We start from the raw sequence: 21617 nt of genomic DNA on the forward strand, positions 1-21617 counted from the left end.
TTGGCATCGGCAATGGAATTTCGTTTCCCCTGGATAGAATTTATTGTATCCGCAACGGCGGCATATAAACCCATCCTTCCATTTAATATCAAATAGGTATTGCCGGCAATCGTCATCTGAAGCGAACTTGTTATTAAACTCTTTCAATGCCATCCCACGAAACATAATAAACAGGTTGAAACAGCAAAACTCCCAAAGAGATAAAAACTGGCCATGTAGATTTCATCCTTTTCCTTGCGTTTTTTCCCGGCAGGAGGCCTAAATGGATAGTCGGACCCCTGCCATCTCAAGCCTTTTCCCTAAATTTCACCCACAATCTTCCACACCAAAACTTCTGTATGAAACTCTTCTACGCTCTTGTCGCCTTACTCTTTCTCTCCCCGGCATTCTCCCAGCCATCCATCACATACGCCGAGAAACTCGGCTACCCGAAAGGTACCCGCGTCGTTATCATGCATGTCGACGACGTAGGCATGAGTCTCGAATCCAACCAGGGCGCTATCGAAACGATGACGAAAGGCTCTTCCACTTCCTGTAGCATCATGATGCCCTGCTCCTGGGTGCCTGGTTATTTTCATTTTCTCAAAGAACACCCGGATACCGATGCCGGGCTTCACCTGACGCTTACATCAGAATGGAAGGATTATCGGTGGGGACCCGTTAGCGGAAAAAGCCAGGTGCCTGGTTTGGTTGATAGTGAAGGCGCACTTTGGCCTTCGGTACAACAGGTGGCACAACATGCGAGTCCCGATGAAGTAGATAAAGAGATCAGGGCGCAGGTGGAAAAATGCCTGGCATTTGGTTTTAAGCCGACTCATTTTGATTCTCACATGGGAACACTTTTCGCAACGCCCGCATTTCTTGAAAAATACATCAGGCTCGGTATTGATTATAAAACACCTATTATGTTTCCTGGCGGGCACAATACACTGATCATTCAGCAATTGAAAGCCATGGGCGTCGATCTTAAACAAACTACTGCCTTTGGTGAACAGTTATGGAATGCGGGCTTACCTGTAATTGATGATCTGCAAAACGAAAGTTATGCACCACATTTACCCGCAGGCGTTGCCGTTAGTACTGAAAATCTGAAAAGGTATAAAACTGAATTTTATATCAATGCGCTGAAAAACCTCAGGCCGGGCATCACTTATTTCATCATGCATTGTACAAAGGTATCTCCGCAGTTTGACGCTATCTCGAATTCAGGTCCGATTCGCGAAGGCGACTACCTGGCCATGATGAGTGATGAGGTTAAAGCATATATTAAAAAAGAAGGCATCATTCTGACTACCATGCGTGAACTCATGGAAAGAAGATCGAAGGTTAAATAGTATTCGAAGCAGTAGGAAACTATTGTTTCTTGTATCAAGGTTTTCCAAAATCGTTGCGACGTACATGCCTGGCATCTCTATGATTTTTGGACAAGGCAGTACCTCTGTTATCAACGGCTGTTTCACTGTCAGGTAACAACCTGCCTGCCGCCGGGCTTACAATCCACAACTATTCTATGAACCATGAACTATCAACTTCCTTTCACATAATTTGCAAAAAATACCACACTGAAATAAAGCCAGATTATCGAAAATGCGACATGTACAAAAGTTTCAAAACGCTTTCCTTTCCATAGCTTTTCTGAGTAACCGAAAAACTGAATAAATAAACGAATCGCCCAAAAGATCCCAAACCCCAATGAGATTGTTTTGCCAAGGCTGGTTTGAACTAATTCATCAGGAGATGTTAAACATAAAAGCGCCATCATTAATAACACGATGGCTATAAAAAATGTGTGTACAGCCATCATCTGGCGATTGACCAGGCTGAGACGTTTCAACTCTTCTTTCCAACGAAAATATTTGGGAAACCAGACATGCATAAACGTCAGCAAAATCATTAATATCCCTGCAATCTTAATATGGAGAACCATTCTTTTTTAATCTGAAATAAGTAATAAAAGGATTTGGTTTGCCTTCATCTGCAATAAAAAAACCGGACTTATTAAACTGGTTCAACCATAATTTCCTGGGAAGAAAATGGAAAAAACCAATATTGTATGCGATGAAATTCAACTTGTCACGCATATGTTCTACTATAACAATATCTCCATCAGCCTTCAAAATTCTGCTTAGCTCTTTGAAGAAAGTATTCCGCTCTTCATCGTTTCTTATTTCATGTGCTGCAAAAATCAGATAGATCCTGTCTGCGGAATGATTTTCACAGGGGATAAAATCAGTGCTTATGGATCGAGTTCCCGGAAATGATGGGTAAGCTTTTCTTGCACGCCTGATAGATATTTCTGTGTGTTTAACAGGATCATAAAAATCAAAAACCAGGAATTGTGCGCAATTGTTTTTTTCCTTTAGCATACGACTCGTTTCATCAAAACCGGAATGAATGTTTATACAAACCTGTGAACCTGGTTTCCCAGGTTTGACGAATTGAAATTTATACAAGGGTGAAAAATCATAGATATACCAGGAAATGAGCAGTGAGATCGCTACCGGTAAAATGACTACAATTGACATTAAAATCATATAGTATTTCCAGTCTGGCGTTAATACGAATGTCAGTATGAGTGTAGCAATTAAGCATGTGACTGCAAAGGCATAAAAATGCCAGTTAAACCTGATGATATTTACTGTTCCCTGGAATGGCTTTCTTAGATTTTCCATTTTTCTTTTCTTCCTTTCTTCCAGGAGTATGGAATGTTTCTCACGATAAATGCATTTGCCTGGCGTGCATCTTTAAATTCTGGTTGTTGTAAAAAAGGAATATTAAAATCCAGCACTTTTACGGGTGACGGTGTCCAATGTTCACGAACTCCTTCCACAATCAACATTTCAGATTGCGATTTATTGTAGGTGAAAGTAAAGGGGAGTGGACCCGCAAATTTCCTGGCTTCCTTCCAATCGATAAAAGGCGAGCCTGTCGGTAGTGATATATCTGCATCAGCACAGTTTACCGTGATGGAAAGCCCTGACAATTTTGATTCGACACTGATTTTCTCCTTCGAATCGCGGACGTGGATATCAATTGTCGTATAACCATAATGTGTAAAAGCATTACCCAACCATTCCATTTGTTTTTTATCGGTTTCTGATTTCAGGATATACAAACCCCGTAATCTGCGACCCTGCTGATTTGTATACCGTACAAAAATCCGGTACCCGATCAGGAAAAAATCCTGGCCTGAAAATCTGGGAAATCCCTTTGGTCGAAGATCTTTTGTCTGTACCAAAGCAACGGCCATAAAGGCCCACTGATCATGAAGGCAATCTGCTGTCAGGTGTTCCGGAACCAGGTGAGCGATTGCTTTCTTTGGAACTGCAAATGTGAGTACCAGTGAAAAATCAAACCACGCTTCAACTGCAAAAGGGTGATTCTTTAAACCGGAAAACATCGGGCTTGTTGGGATTTTTTTTTCAGATAAAACTCGTTTACAAAAATGACCAGAATGAGCATCAATGCAAAAAAGAAGTTCCACTTTCCCCATAATAATAGTTCAGGTAGAAGAATGAATTCGAGAATATTCATCGTCCCAATCACTATCATCTGTAGTATCGAATTCAAGCGGGAAAGTTTACCGCTGAAAATCCATATAGCCATGGCCGTTTCTGCAAGACCGATGGCAATCGTATGTTCACGACTGGATTGTTTTCCGAGTATGGTTGCAACGATTTGTTCGTGTCTCGGAACAAGATTGAATACTTTGCAAAACAGTCCATTAATCAGCCAGATGGAGCCAATCAGCATTTGCAGAAAACGGTATAGGAAAATTTTATTCAACAAAGATCTTTGCTCCCTGTGGAGAATTTATATATTCATTTTCTTATGGAAAATAGGTATGATGTAAAACAGTGTCATTTTCCATTCGATATTACACACCGCTACCTCCAGTGACAACAACTAACAACTAACAACTAACAACTTGTCCTACTGACTACTTACCTCTTACTACTCACTACTTAATCATCTCCTTAACCTCATTCAGCTTCATCAACGCCTCCACTGGCGTCAGCCTGTTGATATCGATATCTTCAAGGAGCTTACGGATATGCGTAAATGTTTCCGAATGGGAATCGAATATTGAGAGTTGTACCTGCGGCGCAGCAATCTTCTCTATCGCGCCCCCTTTATTTTCTTCCACATGCTTTGTCTCTAATTGTGACAGAATTTCATTCGCGCGTTTGATTAGTGCAGGCGGCATTCCTGCCATCCTCGCCACATGAATTCCAAAACTGTGTGTACTTCCTCCCGGGGCCAGCTTTCTCAGGAAAATTATCCGGTTGCCGATTTCTTTATTGGTGATGTAAAAATTCTTCACTCGCGGCAGCTTATTCTCCAACTCATTCAACTCGTGATAATGCGTCGCGAAAAGTGTTTTGGGTTTTTGCTCAGCCGCGTGTAAATATTCCACAATACTCCAGGCGATAGAGATACCATCATAAGTCGATGTGCCTCGACCAATCTCATCCAGCAAAATCAGACTTCTGGCCGACATATTATTAACGATACTCGCGGTTTCATTCATCTCCACCATGAAAGTGGATTCACCTCCACTTAAATTATCCGAAGCGCCAACGCGGGTAAAAATTTTATCTGTGATGGGCACTTCTGCAGCATCTGCAGAAACATAACTCCCCATATGCGCCATTAGTGTAATTACGGCCGTTTGTCGCAGCAATGCACTTTTACCACTCATGTTTGGACCGGTCAACACAATGATCTGTTGTTGTTCGCGATCCAGCATGATATCATTGGAAATATATTCTTCACCCGGAGGCAGCCTCGCTTCAATTACCGGATGCCGTGATGCCTTCAATTGCAGACGATCGCCTGTATGTATAGTTGGGCGATGGTAATTTCTCTGAAGCGCGAGTGTCGCAAAGCCTGCGAGGCAATCTAACGTCGCAATCACATTGGCATTAACCTGCAGGGCCGCAATATAATCCTGCAATTCAGTAAGCAGCTGATCATACAGCTCCGCTTCTATCTGTGCAATTTTTTCATCTGCTCCAGTGATCTTTTCTTCATACTCACGAAGCTCAGCCGTAATATATCTTTCACCGTTCGCCAGCGTTTGTTTGCGTGTCCATTCTGCCGGCACTTTACTTTTCTGACCATTGCTTACTTCGAGATAGTAACCGAAAACATTGTTGAAGCCGATCTTCAATGAATTGATTCCGGTTCTTTCCGCTTCCGATTGTTGCAGTGTCGCGAGATACTGTCTTCCGCCACTCGCAATTTCTCTTATTTCATCGAGGCCGCTGTGAATGCCACTCGCAAATACAGAGCCTTTTGATAACAGTGCCGGCGGATTTTCCACCAATCCGTTTAATATTTTTTCTCTTATCGTTTTGCATGGATTCAGATTTTCGGACAGCCTTAGCAGGTATTCGTTCTGTTGTTGCGCCGCCTCCGTTTTTATCTGATCGATCTGCTGAAGTCCTTTCGCTACCTGCAGCAGTTCGCGCGGATTGATTTTCTTCGATGGAATTTTTGCAGCAAGCCTTTCGACATCTCCGCACTGGCGAATATGTGTGATGAGTTGAGTACGATACTGAGTATTTTTGATCAGATCTGTGACAAGATTAAGTCTCTCATTGATCTTTGCCGGATCGAGCAGGGGCATGAGCATCCATCGCCTGAGTAAACGTGCACCCATAGGCGAAACCGTATGATCCATCGTTTTCAGCAGGTTATGCCCTTGCTCGGAAGAACTGCTGATCAGTTCCAGATTACGGATAGTAAACCTATCCATCCAGACATAATCGTCCCGGTTGATACGCTGTACGGAACTGATATGTCCCAGATTCGGATGCTCTGTATCTTTCAGGTAATGCAGTACTGCTCCTGCTGCAATAATTCCGAACGACATTTCTTCAATACCAAAACCCTTTAATGAATGCGTGCCGAAATGTTTGAGTAAAGTCTCTCTGGAAAAATCTTCATCGAAAATCCAGCTCTCCAGACTGTAGGTATAAAATTTCTTCCCGTACGTTTCTCTGAAAGTCTTTTGATAACTTCTCTGGAAAATGACTTCCGCCGGTTGCAGTGTTTGCAGAAGATTATCAATGTATTCAGCATTGCCTTCTGCAATAAAAAATTCACCGGTGGAAATGTCCGCAAATGCGATACCGTTTTTTTCTTCGGTAATATGTATAGCTGCAAGAAAATTATTGCTGTTATGCTCAAGCAGTTTGTCGTGTGTTGCCACCCCCGGTGTCACCAGTTCCGTCACACCTCGTTTCACTATTCCCTTAGCCTGCTTAGGATCTTCCAGTTGATCACAAATGGCGACACGATAACCAGCTTTTACCAGTTTGTGGAGATAGGTGTCAAGCGAATGATGGGGGAAACCGGCCAGTTCTGAACTGGAAGCAGAACCATTGTTTCTTTTGGTTAGCGTAATACCCAGAACCTGCGAAGCCCTGATGGCATCTTCTCCGAAAGTCTCGTAAAAATCACCCACCCTGAAAAGCAGTATGGCATCCGGATATCGTTGCTTGATTGCGTTATGCTGCTGCATTAATGGGGTATCGGCACCGTTTTTCGCCATAGCTCCTCGTTGTTGAAGTGCTGCAAAAATAACAAAGCGTCCCTGTTCTATCCGGTAATTACCAGGTTGTGAAGAATTTGCAGATTATCGTGCATAAATAGTTTTGATTCCAGCACGGAACTGCTATTTTTATAGGCTTAACCCCTGATGATGCGTTCTTTGCTTTGCCTGTTCCTTACCCTTGTGACGGTGTTTTCAGTAGCCCAGGCTCAACAGTCCGTCAACTTAACTTCCTCCAATCTTCCCATTATAGTTATCAATACCAATGATCAGCCCATTCCGGACGATCCAAAGATCATGGCGGATATGGGAATAATCTATAATGGCGAAGGAAATCGAAATCAGATTACCGATGCTTTTAATCATTACAATGGAAAAATAGGTATTGAAATCCGTGGCCAGTCTTCCCAGATGTTTCCGATGAAATCCTATAGTATCGAACTCTGGGATGAATCGGGTGAGGGCGTTGATAGATCACTTTTGGGATTACCAAAAGAAAGCGACTGGGTTTTATATGCGCCATATACTGACAAAACCCTGATGCGGAATTTTATCGCTTATACCTTGTCGAGGAATCTGGGACACTGGGCTGCCAATTGTCGTTTTGTTGAAGTTGTGTTGAATGGGAAATACGTTGGTGTTTACGTATTCATGGAAAGGATCAAGAGGAATAAAGGAAGAGTGAATGTACCTAAAATGGAAAAGACTGATGAAACCGGTGATGCGGTGACAGGTGGATATATTTTCAGTCTTGATAAGGAACCGAACGGCTGGTTTTCACAATACCTTCCTCCCCATGCAGCAGCGAATCAACGGCCGCAGTTTTCATATGTTTATCCCAAACCCGGTGATATCAATAACGCGCAGAAAACGTATATCAGAAGTTTTGTCGACAGTTTTGAAAACGCCCTTCACGGAAATAATTTTCAGGATCCGGTGAATGGCGTTAGGAAATTTGCTGAGCTCAATTCATTCATCGATTATTTTATCGTAAATGAAGTAAGTCGTAACGTTGACGGCTACCGGCTGAGTTCTTATTTCTACAAAAACAGGAACAGTACAGATCGCAGGATTTATGCAGGTCCGGTCTGGGACTATGACCTGGCATTCCGCAACGCAGATTACTGTAACGGGTCGCTCACTAGTGGATGGGCGTATGAATTCAATAAGATCTGTCCGGGTGATGGTGCAGGATTGATTCCATTCTGGTGGAACCGATTGATGGAAGACACTGCCTGGGTGGGAAATCTTCGGTGTCGCTGGACAGAATTAAGATCAGGGATGCTGAGCGATGCAGGTATAAATCACATGATCGACTCAGTGACTCAATTGCTCGGCGAGGCTCAGCAACGCCATTTCACGGCATGGCCGGTATTAGGGCAGTATGTCTGGCCAAATCCGCAGCCGATTCCTTCGAGCTATGCAGGCGAGATTACGGCATTAAAAGATTGGTTGAAATTGCGATTGCTTTGGATCGATAAAAATCTTCCCGATAAAGGTCGCTGCGGCGACAATACCCCCGACCCGGTTGGGAGTTTCGGACTCTGGACGCTTGCGAATCCTTTCATTGGCAATGCAGATATCAGGATCAAATCAAAAATTGAACAAGCCGCGCATATGCAGGTAATTGATATGACAGGTCGTAAACTTTCGGCAAAAAAACTACAACTCAATCCAGGAAGTCAATGGGTTTCTCTCGATGCACAAAGCTGGCCTGCGGGAATATATCTTATTCATGTCTTCAATGATATGGGAGAGAAACAGACGTTGAAGATGATGAAATCTTATTAGGAGCTGAATGTGAAATACCTGCCTGCCGGCAAAGGCAGACGGAAAAATTGAAACTAATCGCCTTGATTTACTTTTGAATTTTCACATTGAACTTTAAACTTTCTCATGCGCAAAAAATCCATGGACGAACTGCAACGCAAAACCGTTGCTGAATTTCAGAATGCAGAAAAAGTGCCGATCGTGATTGTGCTGGATAATGTCCGCAGCATGCATAACGTCGGCAGTGTATTTCGCATCGCAGACGCTTTCCTTATTTCTTCGATATATCTCTGCGGCTATACACCTGTTCCTCCTCACCGCGAAATCAATAAAACAGCACTAGGCGCAACCGAAACAGTGGCATGGAAATATTTTGCCACTACTGCGGAAGCGATTGATGATCTTCAATACCAGGGTTTTGAAATCTGGGCAGTGGAACAAACCCATGACAGCCTGATGCTGAATGAAATCGACTGGCCCGGCGATGAAAAAATCGCGCTCATTTTTGGAAATGAAGTTTCTGGAGTAGAAGACTCAATTCTTTCACGTTGCAAAGGCTCCATCGAAATTCCACAAGCCGGAATGAAGCACTCACTCAATATTTCTGTAGCCGCCGGAATTGTTTGCTGGGAATTCTTACGTTCAACGATCAACGTTAAACGTTGAACGCTGGTCCTTGCGGTTCAAAAAGCACTACGGCTGGAGCAATTATGTAAAATTCATAAAACATACTGTTTATCAGTACGACCTGGTTAAAAAGGCTTGTCTCAAAAACTGCGAAAAGCTACCTCTCGCATAGGCTTACGTTCAACGTTTCAAGTTCAACCTTAAACCTTGTACATTTGCCTCAATGAGCTCCCTAAAAAACTACCTCTCCCTGATCAAATTTTCGCATACCATCTTCGCAATGCCTTTTGCGATGATTGGCTTTTTTATAGGCGTGATTCAGCAATTTCAGATTCAGCATGGCGAATTTATCGGTGTTACCCGGAACTTGCAGACTCCACAAGGCCAGGTACTCACACAGGAGGATAGCATTTTCACCTACCTGGTGATACGATTGTTGGTTTTGGTGATCCTTTGCATGATCTTCGCCCGTAGCGCGGCGATGGCGTTTAATCGTTACCTGGATCGTCATTTCGATTCAAAAAACCCGCGGACGGCCGGTCGGGAAATTCCTGCCGGAGTCATTCCACCTGGAAAAGCGTTGTTGTTTACAATAATCAATTGCGTTCTTTTTATAGCTGCCACATGGCTGATCAATCCGCTCTGTTTTTTCCTGTCACCCGTGGCTCTTGCGGTGGTGCTTGGCTACAGCTATACAAAAAGATTTACTCCGCTTTGTCACCTGATCCTGGGCGTTGGTTTATCTCTTGCCCCGATTGGTGCATACCTCGCAGTTACAGGAGAATTTGCTTTACTGCCGATCCTGTTTTCTCTGGCGGTAGTTTGCTGGGTAAGCGGTTTCGATATTATTTATGCATTGCAGGATGAAGAATTTGATCAGAAAAATAAACTCTACTCCATACCGGCCTGGCTGGGAAAGAAAAATGCGTTGCGCGTTTCTGAATTGCTTCACCTGGTCTCCGCAAGTTTTGTTATATACGCAGGATTCAACGGCGGTTTCGGATGGTGGTATTGGGCAGGAGTATTGGTTTTTGTAGTGATGCTGATCTATCAGCATTCATTAGTCAAACCTACTGATCTCAGCCGTGTTAACCTGGCCTTCATGACCGCCAATGGTATCGCGAGCGTTGTATTTGCCATCTTCACCATCACCGATCTTTTTTTACGGTGACCATTGCCGTTAGGTACCAGAACTATGGCACGGATAATTTCAATCGATTACGGAAAAAAAAGAACAGGTCTTGCTGTTACGGACCCGATGCAGATCATTGCAACAGGTCTTACTACTGTTGACACACAGCTGCTGATGAAATTCCTGAAAGATTATATCAGCAAAGAGCCAGTTGAAAAAATCATCATTGGCGATCCCCGCAACCTCGATGATTCGGAAACGCATATCACTGCCGATGTACAGGCTTTTATCAAAAGATTGAATAAGGAATTTCCAAAGATACCCGTGACTACTGTTGACGAAAGATACACTTCAAAAATGGCCACCCGGGCGATGCTGGATATGGGGATGAAGAAGAAAGATCGACGTAACAAGGCATTGGTGGACGAGATTGCCGCGACTTTGATGTTGCAGGAGTATTTGGAGAAGTAGGGCGGCAGGCGAAAGGAGGCAGGAGACTTGGTTTGTAGAGAAAAGGCATGCCTTATCTCTACAGATAACAAAACCCTTAAAATCGCCGGAAATGATATATTATCCTTTAGAATATTTCCGGCTTGTAACTATATTCTTTACGCTAATTCTCCTGCCTCCATACTCCTGCCTCCCCACTTTTCCTTATCTTCGCCGTTATGATTTTACCCATTGTTGCCTATGGTAGCCCTGTATTAAGGGCTGTGGCTCAGGAGATTGGGCCAGATTATTCCGATCTTCCGAAGTTGATTGAAGATATGTGGGAAACCATGTATGCTTCAAATGGTGTGGGTCTCGCCGCTCCGCAGATCAACCGTTCCATAAGGCTTTTCGTGATCGATAGCTCCCAGATTTTCGCCAACCAGGATGAAGATGAAAAGGGAATGTACCCCGACGAACCTGGTATGAAAGGAGTTTTTATCAATCCGCAGGTGGTCGGACTGAATGGCGAAAAATGGTCATATAATGAAGGCTGTCTCAGCATTCCTAAAATCAGGGAAGATATTTACCGTAATGCCGAAGTAAGACTGAAATACCAGGATGAAACTTTCACCGAACATGAACACAGTTTCATCGGCATCACTGCCAGGATTATATTGCACGAATATGATCATCTCGAAGGCAAGCTTTTTATCGATCATATCTCTTTGCTTAAGAAAAAGCTTATTAAGAAAAAACTGGATGATATTTCCAAAGGCAAAGTGAAAGTGGATTACAAAATGGCTTTTCAGAAATAGCCTTCTTCTACTTGACCAGCATCCAAAATAATATCTCTCCGCGTAAAATCATTTCTATTTTCGCTACCGGTGGATTAGTAATAGTTTCTCTATTGATTCTTTCGCTGTCTGTTTCAGCGCAACAAAAAGATTCTACAGTTATTGTAGATGGTCGCACGGTTACACTCACTGAAGTTTTCGTTCGCAGCAATACGGATGTAAAAGGGTTTATTGAGCGTGTAAGAAAGGATACTACTTTTCACAAATCCTTCCGAAACCTCAGAATCATCAATTATTCTGCAATGAACAATGTGCAGATGATGAACAAAAAGGGCGGAATTGAAGCTACTTATTTCAGCAAAACAAAACAGAAAATATTCAACGGTTGTCGTATTACAGAAGTCCTGGAGGAGAATTCCACTGGTGATTTTTTCGATAAAAAACACAACTACAATTACTATACTGCTGAAATGTATGATGGTCTCTTCTTCGCATTTGATACTGTGTGCGGTGAAACCAATATTGTGAAAGATGCCACACTCAGTATCAAAGGAAAATCGGGAATTGAAAAACATAAAGAGCAATTGAAGATGCTTTTCTTCAATCCCGGCGAAGATGTACCAGGCATTCCACTGATGGGAGATAAAGTCCGGATTTTTGATGAAGAACACGCGAAACTTTATGATTTCAATGTCGATATTGCAGACAGGGCAGGAAGTCAGTGCTATGTGTTTTCAATAAAGATCCGCGATGAACTATCGGGAATGAAAAAAGATAAAGTGGTCATAGATGAAATGATCACCTGGTTTGATTACAAAACATTCGAGGTACTTGCCCGTACCTATCATATGAGCTACAAAGCCGGTGTTTATAATTTCGATGTCAATATGGAGGTAGAAATGGCCCGCGCCACAGGTCTTGTTTATCCTGCATTGATCCGATACAACGGCCACTGGGGCGTTATGTTCAAAGGAAAGGAAAGAGGAGTGTTTACGGCAACGATTTTTGACGTAGAACGTTAAACGTTGAACGTTTAACGCCGGCCTGGGCTGTGACAAAGAGATTGCTGTTTTTCAAAAAAGCAGGATTTTGTTCATTTAATTAAATACCGAACCAGCGATAAGAGTTATAGGTTCCAATATTTTAAAAATTGAAATTGTAAAGTTTATTTCAACCGCATAGGCTTACGTTCAACGTTCAACGTTCAACGTTTTAACGTACCCCCTCCACTTCTCAATTACTCCAGCCATATCCGCCGGTAAATCGCTTTCAAAAAACATCTCCTTTCTCGTGCGTGGATGAATAAAACCAAGCGTCTTTGCATGTAGGGCCTGGCGCGGACAAATGGTAAAACAATTATCGACAAACTGTTTGTACTTACTGAAAATTGTTCCCTTTACGATTTTATCACCGCCATAGGTTTCATCATTAAAAAGCGGATGACCGATATGCTGCATATGTACGCGGATCTGGTGAGTTCTTCCCGTTTCAAGGCGGCATTCAACCAGTGTCACATACCTGAATCTCTCGAGTACTGTATAATGAGTGGTAGCTTCCTTTCCATAATCGCCATCAGGAAATACATCCATGATTTTTCTGAAACGCTGATGACGGCCGACATGTCCGGTGATGGTTCCTTCTTCTTCTTCAAAATCTCCCCAAACCAATGCATGGTACCTGCGGATCACCGTATGTTCGAAAAACTGGTTCGCAAGATCACGGGATGCTTTATCCGTTTTTGCCAATAAGAGCAAGCCACTGGTATTTTTGTCGATGCGGTGCACCATTCCAAAGCGCGGAAGTGTTTCTTCGTTTACCCCTGGCTGTTGCTGCTTCAGGTGCCATGCGATGCCGTTCAGTAAAGTACCGCTGTAATTGCCATTGCCCGGATGCACTACCATCCCGGCTGTTTTGTTCACAACGATGATGTCATCATCTTCATAGATAATAGGCAGATCCATTTTCTCCGCAACAATCACGAATTCCTCAGGTGTCGTTTCAGAAAAATAAATGATCTGATCCCCCGGCTTGATTTTATAGTTCGATTTGATATTCTTAGAATTAACCTGCACCATTCCGCGCTCAATCGCATGCTGGATCTTATTGCGACTCCCGGCTTCCCCGATCCGCGCGATCAGAAATTTGTCGATACGCAAAGGCTCCTGCCCTTTGTCGACTTTCAGCGACAAACGCTCGTACCATTCCTCACCGGATTCTTCATTTTCTACGGGGGAGGCATTTTCTTCGCTGATATTCATCTGAAAAGTTTCCGCAAAGTTAAGATCAATGAAAGATTTTACCTTTGCCTGATGAAAGAACAGGTTCTGTTTTCTGATCTGGGGGTGATTGAATATGGCGCTGCCTGGGATATGCAGGAAAAAATGCTGAAAGAGAAAGTGCAGCGGAAGTCCGCACTGATCACTGCTGAAGGCGAATCAGAATCAGATGAAGGCGATTTCATTCATCATCACCTTCTTTTTTGTGAACATCCCCCTGTATATACCCTCGGCAAAAGCGGAAAAGCTTCGCATATATTGATCAACGATAAAGAACGAGAGGAACGCGGTATCGCTTTTTACAATACCAATCGCGGAGGAGATATCACTTTTCACGGCCCCGGACAGATCGTCGGCTATCCAATCCTCGACCTCGAACGATTTTTCACCGATATCGGCAAATATCTGAGAGGACTTGAAGAAATGGTCATTCTCACACTCGCCGAATATGGTCTCAAAGGCGAAAGAAGTGCCGGTGAAACAGGCGTATGGCTAGATACAAATGATCCATCCAAAGCCCGGAAAATCTGTGCTATGGGTGTTCGTTGCAGTCGCTGGGTAACAATGCACGGATTTGCGCTCAACGTAAACACCGATCTGAACTATTTTAATTACATCATTCCCTGCGGAATCCAGGATAAAAAAGTAGCGTCACTTGATGTTGAACTTAGCTACCGTGTTCCACTAGCCGAAGTTTCAGGAAAACTCAGGAAAAACTTTGAGAAAGTATTTGATTGTGAAATCGTTGTACGTTAAATGTAGAACGTTAAACGTACAACCTTACCGGTCTTTTGGTATATAAAACTTATTCTTCTCCTTCAAAGTTCCATTCTCATACAGTTCAAATTTGAACCATCCTGCATGATGGAAATTGGATTTGTCGAGCGTTAATACGGGTTCGGCGATCTTTTCCATTTCAAAAAGCTGCGTGCCGTTTTCCCTGAGGAATTTGATATTGTATTGCTTGCTTTTCGATTCGGGTAAAGCAATTACCACATTGCCGTCATTGTTGGTGAAGATGAATACCGAGGGCGTAAATAAATTACGCGTATCGAGAGATTTTATTTTTGATGAATCTTTAACTCCAGGTGTTGGCCTGCCATTATAATCATTCCCGACCGGTGTGTAATTAGCTATTGTGCCATTATCCAGAACCGGCCTTTTAATGCCGGTAAAAAAATATTGCCCACGTGCCATCTGCACATAAATACGATAGTAATGATTGGCGTTTGGAGCCCGGCTGTCGAGATATCCATTTGTGATCGAAGTCGCGTCCGGGATCGTCATAATCGTTTTGAATCCACGAAGACTGTCGGTTGAACGTTGAATACTGATTTGTACCAGGCTGTCAAAAGGGTTAACCCAACTGAGAATAACTTTCCCGCCCCTGTTGACGATAGAAAAATTGGGCAATGTGTCCTGGGCCTCAACGGATAAGGCAGATACGATCAGAATCAAAAAAATGCCCAGTCTGCAGAATCTTATCATGGTGGAGAGGAAACGTGAAAATGTTTACAAAGGTATCTGGCAAATATAATAAGCTGATTTCGTCAAAACGATAGAAGACCTCTTTTTAGCGATCTGTTTCCCTGCAACCCGCCCGAGTGCAGGGCCAGGATTTTTGATCCTTCCGGAAAAAAATTATTGATTACCAGGTCATTTATAGCATACATTAATTTGCCGGTATATACGAAATCAGTAGGGATTCCATGGTGCTCGTAAAATTCATTCATAAAACTGATCAGCATTTCATTTCTCCGGGCATAGCCCCCGAAATGATAATCTTCAATGAGTTCCCATCTTTTTCCGATAGCATGATCCGGAAGGATTGCCTGGATTTCATTTTTAAGACTATACGCATTCTTAAGTACCGGAATACCAATGCATTGTTGACCTGGTGAAGCTCTGCTGATAAGTCCAGCGAGTGTGGTGCCGGTACCACAGGCACAAAAGATCAGGTTATAATGACTGATCCCCTTGAAATTCATGATTTCGGCTGCACCGGAAACCCCCGCTGCTCCGTGACCTCCTTCTGGTACTGTAAGGTAACCTGTCTCATAGATGGGCAGACCAAAATGTTCTGTTTTTGAATTTTCCCTGTACGCTGACCGATCGACAAAGCGAAGGTCCATTCCCAACGACGCCGCATCCATTAACGTTGAAGAAGGCTCTTCCGGCATTTCTCCCCTGATGATCCCAATACTTTTCAGTCCTTCTCCGGCAGCTGCAGCTGCGGTGGCAAGAATATGATTCGACCAGGCGCCTCCAAAGGTCAGCAGACCTTTCTTACCCAGTTTTTTTGCGTTTTCTATATAGAATTTAAGCTTGAAATATTTATTTCCGGAGATCACTGGGTGGACCTGATCAAGGCGCAAAACGTCCCATCTCAGGCCGGCATCTGAATTTTCTTTAATAACCGATTGAATTGTACAATTTTGTAGATTAATTCCGTTATTCATAATAGTTTAAAACGGCGCTGTAACATAATTACACCTTAATTTTAAACCCAAAGATCAAAAAATCGAACCTGATGAAACCAACTTTGATGATTTTAGCGGCTGGTATGGCTTCCCGGTATGGGGGAATGAAGCAGATTGAAGCATTTGGACCTGGCGGAGAGACCATCATGGACTATTCTATTTATGATGCTATCCGCGCTGGCTTTGGAAAAATTGTATTTATTATCAGAAAGGAATTCGCTGATGATTTTAAAGCGATTTTCGAACCCAAGCTGGAAGGGAAAGTTGAAACAGCTTATGTTTTCCAGGATCTCCGCAGCGAACTGGGCAATTTCCAGGTGCCTGCAGACAGAACAAAACCCTGGGGAACAGCACACGCTGTATTGTGTGCAGCTGATGCTATCAATGAACCTTTCGCTGTAATTAATGCAGATGATTTCTACGGCTATGATGCTTTTCAGAAAGCTTACCAGTTTTTAACGAAAGAGTGCGACGACAAAACCTTCTCGATCATTGGTTATGAACTGTTGAAAACGTTATCTGAATACGGTACTGTAAACAGGGGAGTCTGTGAAGTTGATGGCAATGGCAACCTGAGCTCAATTGCTGAACGTTTGAATATCAGTATGCAGAACGGACATATACTCTGTGATGATCAGCAGCAACCAGCTGAATTGCCTATCAACAGTTATGTGTCAATGAACTTCTGGTGTTTTTCACCTACTGTATTTGATTATTCAAGAAGACTGTTCCATGAATTTTTAGCGGAAAAAGGCAATCAACCAAAATCAGAATTTTTTATTCCGATTGTGGCTGACCGTTATATCCAGGAAGGACAGGGTGTAATCAAAGTAATACCTACTTCAGCATTGTGGTTTGGTGTTACATATAAAGATGATGCGCCAGCTGTGAGAAACAGCATCAATACGCTGGTAGAGCAGGGAGTATATCCACCGAAATTGTGGCCTTCGAATGTGAAGACACCTGCATAAAAAATTCCGGAAATTATTTCATACTGAAGCTGTCTTTAGCGAGATGGCTTTTTTGTTTGAAGTAAATCGATGAAATAATTTCCGGCGCGAAGTAATTGATCGCAGTTTTCGACGTGGTTTGTACCGCATTTCAATTCTACCATCCCATCTAATTGGCAACAGTGCCACTAAAGTGAGAATGGACTTTTATTCCTTTTACATTATGCCAATTCATTTCAGACAAGTCTTATCTCAGGTATTTGGGGCCTGCTGATTAAAGGGCAACTGGCAGCGTTCTTCGTTCATCGTTGTTCGTTGAACTGTTGCATTTTGCCGAAACGCAGAATTAAGGGATAAGAATATTAACCGAAAGCTGAGGTAACTCCGCAGCGAGGAAATTCACGCTTTGACTGTATTCCGTGTAAGCCCTGACGCGATATTTCCTTTCTAATTCAAAATTGAATGTGGTTGCACATTAAACAGCAGACCCTATTTAGATGGGCGGTAGGTATTAGGATCTTATCGAGCCGCCAGGCTCGCTGAGTTCTTACAGCTGGCATCAATCTCATCTAAGAAAAGACTTCGTCAAAAGAAATTCCCTGACTCTATAATTTTGAATATCCGTTGGTTCGCTGATCTGCAGAGCGCTTAGTCTCGACGATTTTTAAGTAATCGCAGTTCGACGATATAGTAGAGCCGTTAGTCCTGATAATTTTAAGGAACCACAGGTCAAGAAATAGCAGAGCCGTTAGTCCCGATGATTTTAAAGGACCATAGGTTCAATGAAATAGCCGTGCACTTGGTCTCGACGATTTTTAATAGAATCGCGGGTTCGACGATATAGTAGAGCCGTTAGTCCTGATGTTTTTAAAGAACCACAGGTTCACTAAAATAGCAGAGCTGTTGGTCTCAACGATTTTTTAAGTATTCGCAGTTCGACGATATAGTAGAGCCGTTAGTCCCGATAATTTTAAAGAATCACAGGTTCAAGAAATAGCAGAGCTGTTGGTCTCGACGATTTTTTAAAGAATCGCAGGTTCGACGATACAGTAGAGCCGTTAGTCCCGATGATTTTAAATAACCATAGGTTCAATGAAATAACAGAGCTGTTGGTCTCGACGATTTTTTAAAGAATCGCAAGTTCGACGATACAGTAGAGCCGTTAGGCTCGATGATCTTATAACGGCGGATTTCAATCCGCCGTAAGAGCTGACCTGGATAAAAAAGAGCCGTTAGGCTCGGCCAATTTTCAGGTGACTTCCATCGGATTTTAATATCTTCCTGAAAAGGAAAACCGATAAAATGCGACGTACTATTCTCCTTGCACCAATTCTTTTTTTAAGTTTTCACGCGATAGCTCAAAGCACGGTTTCCATTTTACTAAAACCGGATCGCGTATTTGACGGTGAACAGGTGTTTACAAATTATTGGGTTCTTGTTGATTCAGGAAAGATCACTGCTGTTGGCGCAGCAGGTTCGTTCGCTGTACCGAAAAACTGTTCGACGATTGTATTGAAAGGGCAGACTTTATTACCCGGACTGATTGAGGGCCATTCGCATATTTTCCTGCATCCTTACAATGAAACAAAATGGGAAGATCAGGTATTAAAAGAATCCCGTGCTGAACGCAATGCACGCGCTGTAAATCATCTTCGCGCTACTTTGAAAGCGGGTTTCACAACTACTCGTGACCTGGGTACTGAAGGGTTGATGTATGATGATGTGGGAATGAAGATCGCGTTGATGAAAGGAATTATTCCTGGTCCGGATCTCATTACCTCCACACGTGCTATTGTAGCGACTGGAAGTTATGCACCCGTATCTCCATCCCCGGATGTGACCTTACCGCAAGGCGCAGCCGAAGCTGATGGCGTCGCGGGCCTCGTTCATGAGGCACGCACACAGATAGGGAAGGGGGCTGATTTTATAAAAGTATATGCAGATGTTCCCTGGGCACCTGGAAAAAGAGCATCGCCTTCATTTACCGAAGCAGAACTGAAAGCGCTTGTCGATGCGGTAAATTCCTCCGGTCGCTACGTTGCTGCGCATGCAGTTACCGCGGAAGGCATGCGTCGTGCTGTTGAAGCTGGTGTAAAAACATTGGAGCATGGTGACCAGGGAACGCGTGAAGTTTTTGAGTTGATGAAAGCGAAAGGAGTCGGTTATTGCGCAACGCTTGCGGCAGCAGAAGCCTATGCTGAATATGCCGGATGGGTAAAGGGTCGCGATCCCGAACCCGCAAGCGTAACCGAAAAGAAAGTCAGTTTTAAGCTCGCGGTGGATATTGGTGTAAAGATCTGCATGGGCGGCGATGTTGGTGTCTATGCCCATGGCGACAACGCCCGTGAAATGGAACTGATGGTCGAGTATGGAATGAAACCACTGGATGTACTCAAAGCCACTACCAGCGTGAATGCCGATGTATTTGGCATCGATCAGAAAGCCGGCAGGATTCGTACAGGACTGCCCGCAGATATATTAGTTGTGGAAGGTGATCCTTCTGTGAATATTAAGCAGATTCGGAATGTGAGGTTGGTGTTGAAGAATGGAACAGCGGTGAAGTAGTTTGCAGCAGGAACATCTTTCTGATCAAGCCCAGCGATTCCTTTAACAAATTTTTTCTCCGGGACAAATCCCCGGGCAATTGAAATGCTTTGTTGCCGTTGAAGCGGCAGTGGCTATGAAACAGGAAGATGATGTTTATGTAAGTTGTCAGTTGTCAGAAAAAGCCCAAACAGCCAGTTTATAGTTTCCGGTGAAACAGCTATTCGGCGAAAAACGAAAAACGAAAAATAAAAAAAGCCGCAACATTACTTGCGGCCTCTCTGAAACTGATAATTTATGACATTAGATGGTCGGCAATTCCGATAAACTAAGAACTAAGAACTATGAACTAACAACTCCTTCTTACTACTCCCTACTTACTTATTCTCCACCACCTTCACCATATAAATACAATTCTCAATCGACTTCACCTGCTGCACTCGCTCCAGATTTTTTATCGAAGAAGAAGTATGCAGCCTGATATGGTGAGCCGTATCTTTTTTCTTCAGTTCGTCAACAACCCGAAGAATATTCTGTGATTTGATTGCGAAAACAAATCCCTCTGCTGTTGTCTGGCGTGCGTTAAGAATACCGATGACTTCTCCGTTTTTATTCAATACGGGACCACCACTGTTTCCAGGGTTGGCGGTAATTGAAATCTGGCAAGCCATGGTATCACCCTGCAGCCCTGATTTTGCGCTCAGGTAACCTTCACCGTATACAATTTCATCTTTAGGATAACCTAATGTAAAAATAGGCTCTGCCAATTCTGTGGAAGATTTACGGATACCGTAAGGCAGGGTCTGCACTGCTTTGAAATCAGCATCTTTTATCTGCAGAACGGCAAGATCTCTTAGCGCATCCGTATAAACGATTTCAGCTCTGAAATCCTGTCCCTTGACATTCTGAACAAATACCTGGGCTGCATTCTGTACAACGTGTGCACTGGTGATGAGGTAACCTTTTCCATCAACGAGGAAGCTGCTGCCGCCAAATTTAATAGAGGTTCCAGGTTCAATCTTCTTTTTTACATCATTCAACTCCTTACCCTGGTGGTTGGTTTTCTGCTCCAGGCTGCTCACAATGCGACGTAGTTTTTCAATATCCTGGATAGAAGCTTTTGGTGTAACCGCGGTAACTATTCCGCTGATCACCAAAGCAGTAATACCTGCAATGGAAGCAGCCACAGCAACAACGCGGCGGTATTTGGTCCAAAGCCTCACCAGTTTACCCTGGCTGGCAGGATCAATATCTTTTATATCACCTTTTTCCTTCAGGGTATGGTGTGTATCGTAGAGATTTGCTTTGAAGCGCTTGATCTCACCGTAGCGATCCATTTCTTCAAGGAAAAAATGATGCTCTACTACGAGCTGATCAAGTTCAGGATTACTCTTGCGCAATTCTTCAAAGTTCTTTTTCTCCTCTGCGTTCATCTCATTGCGGAGATAACGTTCTACAGATTCCAAAAGTAAAAGCTGGTCCATCAATTCCCGTTTTTATATTGAGCAAAGAACAGTTTCTTCAAACGCATAAGACATTTATACTTCTGGTTCTTGGCATTGTCTGCGTTTGTATATCCAAAAAAAGAAGCGATTTCGTTCATGTTTTTATGATGCACATAAAACGCTTCAAGTAAACTTTTACATGGTTCACCGATCTTCCCCATCGCTCCCCGCATAATCCCATACTGGCGGCTCATTTTCTCATGAATCCCGAGATCTTCCTCTACAGGTACGGTTTCCTCCAGGTTTTCCACCTGTGCCTCAAATCGCCGCGCATACTGGAGCTTTTTTAGCCATAATCGCCTGGCAACTGAATATATATAAGTCCGGATCTGGCAGTTCAGACTGAATTCGGGCGAACGGGCATTCTCGTATAAAACGATCAGAGATTCCTGAAAAATATCCCTCGCATCGTCCTCATTGCCATTATTATTAACAATAAAATGCTGTATAAGACTATAATTATCAGCGTAGATAGTCTCAATTGCCGTTTTATCGTTGTTAGCCAATCCTTTAAGTAAATCCTGCTCCTTTGCTGAGGTACTCACTGG

Annotated in this window: 20 protein-coding genes and 1 pseudogene; 10 read left to right on the forward strand and 11 right to left on the reverse strand. The window is 43.2% G+C overall.

Annotation, left to right across the window (positions count from 1 at the left end; translation table 11 throughout):
• A pseudogene (locus P2W82_RS24840) lies at positions 1-165 on the reverse strand (transposase); the annotation flags it as partial.
• Positions 166-338: 173 nt separating this feature from the next.
• On the opposite strand from P2W82_RS24840, the gene P2W82_RS21040 reads away from it, so the two are divergent.
• Positions 339-1334: a polysaccharide deacetylase family protein gene (locus tag P2W82_RS21040; protein WP_336517916.1), complete on the forward strand. Its 996-nt coding sequence runs from the start codon at positions 339-341 to the stop codon at positions 1332-1334.
• 191 nt (positions 1335-1525) lie between these two features.
• Here the strand turns inward: P2W82_RS21040 and P2W82_RS21045 are convergent, their stop codons facing one another.
• The 5 genes from P2W82_RS21045 to mutS all read right to left on the reverse strand — a co-directional run bounded on the left by P2W82_RS21045 (position 1526) and on the right by mutS (position 6559).
• Positions 1526-1927: a hypothetical protein gene (locus P2W82_RS21045; RefSeq protein ID WP_336517917.1), complete on the reverse strand. Its 402-nt coding sequence runs from the start codon at positions 1925-1927 to the stop codon at positions 1526-1528.
• Positions 1911-2672, reverse strand: a complete 762-nt coding sequence (locus tag P2W82_RS21050) for a class I SAM-dependent methyltransferase (RefSeq protein WP_336517918.1) — start codon at positions 2670-2672, stop codon at positions 1911-1913. The genes P2W82_RS21045 and P2W82_RS21050 overlap by 17 nt, the downstream gene beginning before the upstream one ends.
• Complete coding sequence (locus P2W82_RS21055) at positions 2660-3400, reverse strand: DUF2071 domain-containing protein (protein WP_336517919.1); 741 nt, start codon at positions 3398-3400, stop codon at positions 2660-2662. The genes P2W82_RS21050 and P2W82_RS21055 overlap by 13 nt, the downstream gene beginning before the upstream one ends.
• Positions 3385-3786, reverse strand: a complete 402-nt coding sequence (locus P2W82_RS21060) for a DoxX-like family protein (RefSeq protein ID WP_336517920.1) — start codon at positions 3784-3786, stop codon at positions 3385-3387. Before P2W82_RS21060 ends, P2W82_RS21055 begins: the two co-directional genes overlap by 16 nt.
• 175 nt (positions 3787-3961) lie before the next feature.
• Positions 3962-6559, reverse strand: coding sequence for a DNA mismatch repair protein MutS (gene mutS, locus P2W82_RS21065; RefSeq protein WP_336517921.1), 2598 nt, complete (start codon positions 6557-6559; stop codon positions 3962-3964).
• A 150-nt stretch (positions 6560-6709) separates the two neighbouring features.
• On the opposite strand from mutS, the gene P2W82_RS21070 reads away from it, so the two are divergent.
• The 6 genes from P2W82_RS21070 (at position 6710) to P2W82_RS21095 (ending at position 12336) form a co-directional block, all read left to right on the forward strand.
• Positions 6710-8350 (forward strand): CotH kinase family protein, encoded by a 1641-nt coding sequence (locus tag P2W82_RS21070; protein WP_336517922.1) that lies wholly within the window; start codon positions 6710-6712, stop codon positions 8348-8350.
• Between the two features lie 105 nt (positions 8351-8455).
• A complete protein-coding gene (locus P2W82_RS21075; RefSeq protein WP_336517923.1) occupies positions 8456-8995 on the forward strand; it encodes an RNA methyltransferase in 540 nt (179 codons plus the stop codon).
• A 184-nt stretch (positions 8996-9179) separates the two neighbouring features.
• Positions 9180-10127, forward strand: coding sequence for a UbiA-like polyprenyltransferase (locus tag P2W82_RS21080; protein WP_336517924.1), 948 nt, complete (start codon positions 9180-9182; stop codon positions 10125-10127).
• Between the two features lie 24 nt (positions 10128-10151).
• Positions 10152-10559, forward strand: a complete 408-nt coding sequence (gene ruvX / locus P2W82_RS21085) for a Holliday junction resolvase RuvX (RefSeq protein ID WP_336517925.1) — start codon at positions 10152-10154, stop codon at positions 10557-10559.
• A gap of 197 nt (positions 10560-10756) precedes the next feature.
• A complete protein-coding gene (gene def / locus P2W82_RS21090) occupies positions 10757-11335 on the forward strand; it encodes a peptide deformylase (RefSeq protein ID WP_336517926.1) in 579 nt (192 codons plus the stop codon).
• An 11-nt stretch (positions 11336-11346) separates the two neighbouring features.
• Positions 11347-12336, forward strand: coding sequence for a hypothetical protein (locus tag P2W82_RS21095; RefSeq protein WP_336517927.1), 990 nt, complete (start codon positions 11347-11349; stop codon positions 12334-12336).
• A gap of 168 nt (positions 12337-12504) precedes the next feature.
• Here P2W82_RS21095 and P2W82_RS21100 read toward each other — a convergent pair whose 3' ends face one another.
• The gene (locus tag P2W82_RS21100; RefSeq protein WP_336517928.1) at positions 12505-13572 is read right to left on the reverse strand and encodes an RluA family pseudouridine synthase; all 1068 of its coding nucleotides are present in this window, start codon (positions 13570-13572) and stop codon (positions 12505-12507) included.
• Between the two features lie 51 nt (positions 13573-13623).
• Here P2W82_RS21100 and lipB point away from each other — a divergent pair, with 51 nt between their 5' ends.
• Positions 13624-14346 carry a lipoyl(octanoyl) transferase LipB gene (lipB, locus tag P2W82_RS21105; protein WP_336517929.1) on the forward strand — a complete coding sequence of 241 codons (723 nt, stop codon included), beginning with the start codon at positions 13624-13626 and terminating at the stop codon, positions 14344-14346.
• Positions 14347-14370: 24 nt separating this feature from the next.
• Here lipB and P2W82_RS21110 read toward each other — a convergent pair whose 3' ends face one another.
• Both P2W82_RS21110 and P2W82_RS21115 read right to left on the reverse strand, forming a co-directional pair.
• On the reverse strand, positions 14371-15078 hold the full coding sequence (locus P2W82_RS21110; RefSeq protein ID WP_336517930.1) for a hypothetical protein: 708 nt from the start codon (positions 15076-15078) through the stop codon (positions 14371-14373).
• 62 nt (positions 15079-15140) lie between these two features.
• Positions 15141-16049 (reverse strand): 1-aminocyclopropane-1-carboxylate deaminase/D-cysteine desulfhydrase, encoded by a 909-nt coding sequence (locus P2W82_RS21115; protein ID WP_336517931.1) that lies wholly within the window; start codon positions 16047-16049, stop codon positions 15141-15143.
• Positions 16050-16120: 71 nt separating this feature from the next.
• Here P2W82_RS21115 and P2W82_RS21120 point away from each other — a divergent pair, with 71 nt between their 5' ends.
• The gene (locus P2W82_RS21120) at positions 16121-17041 is read left to right on the forward strand and encodes a nucleotidyltransferase family protein (protein ID WP_336517932.1); all 921 of its coding nucleotides are present in this window, start codon (positions 16121-16123) and stop codon (positions 17039-17041) included.
• A 1281-nt stretch (positions 17042-18322) separates the two neighbouring features.
• Positions 18323-19585 (forward strand): metal-dependent hydrolase family protein, encoded by a 1263-nt coding sequence (locus P2W82_RS21125; protein WP_336517933.1) that lies wholly within the window; start codon positions 18323-18325, stop codon positions 19583-19585.
• 356 nt (positions 19586-19941) lie between these two features.
• Here P2W82_RS21125 and P2W82_RS21130 read toward each other — a convergent pair whose 3' ends face one another.
• Positions 19942-21048, reverse strand: coding sequence for a S1C family serine protease (locus P2W82_RS21130; RefSeq protein WP_336517934.1), 1107 nt, complete (start codon positions 21046-21048; stop codon positions 19942-19944).
• Entirely contained in the window at positions 21048-21614 is a 567-nt protein-coding gene (locus P2W82_RS21135) for an RNA polymerase sigma factor (protein ID WP_336517935.1), read from the reverse strand. Before P2W82_RS21135 ends, P2W82_RS21130 begins: the two co-directional genes overlap by 1 nt.
• Between the last annotated feature and the right edge of the window lie 3 nt (positions 21615-21617).

The organism is Pollutibacter soli (genome assembly GCA_029269725.1).
GTDB lineage: Bacteria > Bacteroidota > Bacteroidia > Chitinophagales > Chitinophagaceae > Pollutibacter > Pollutibacter soli.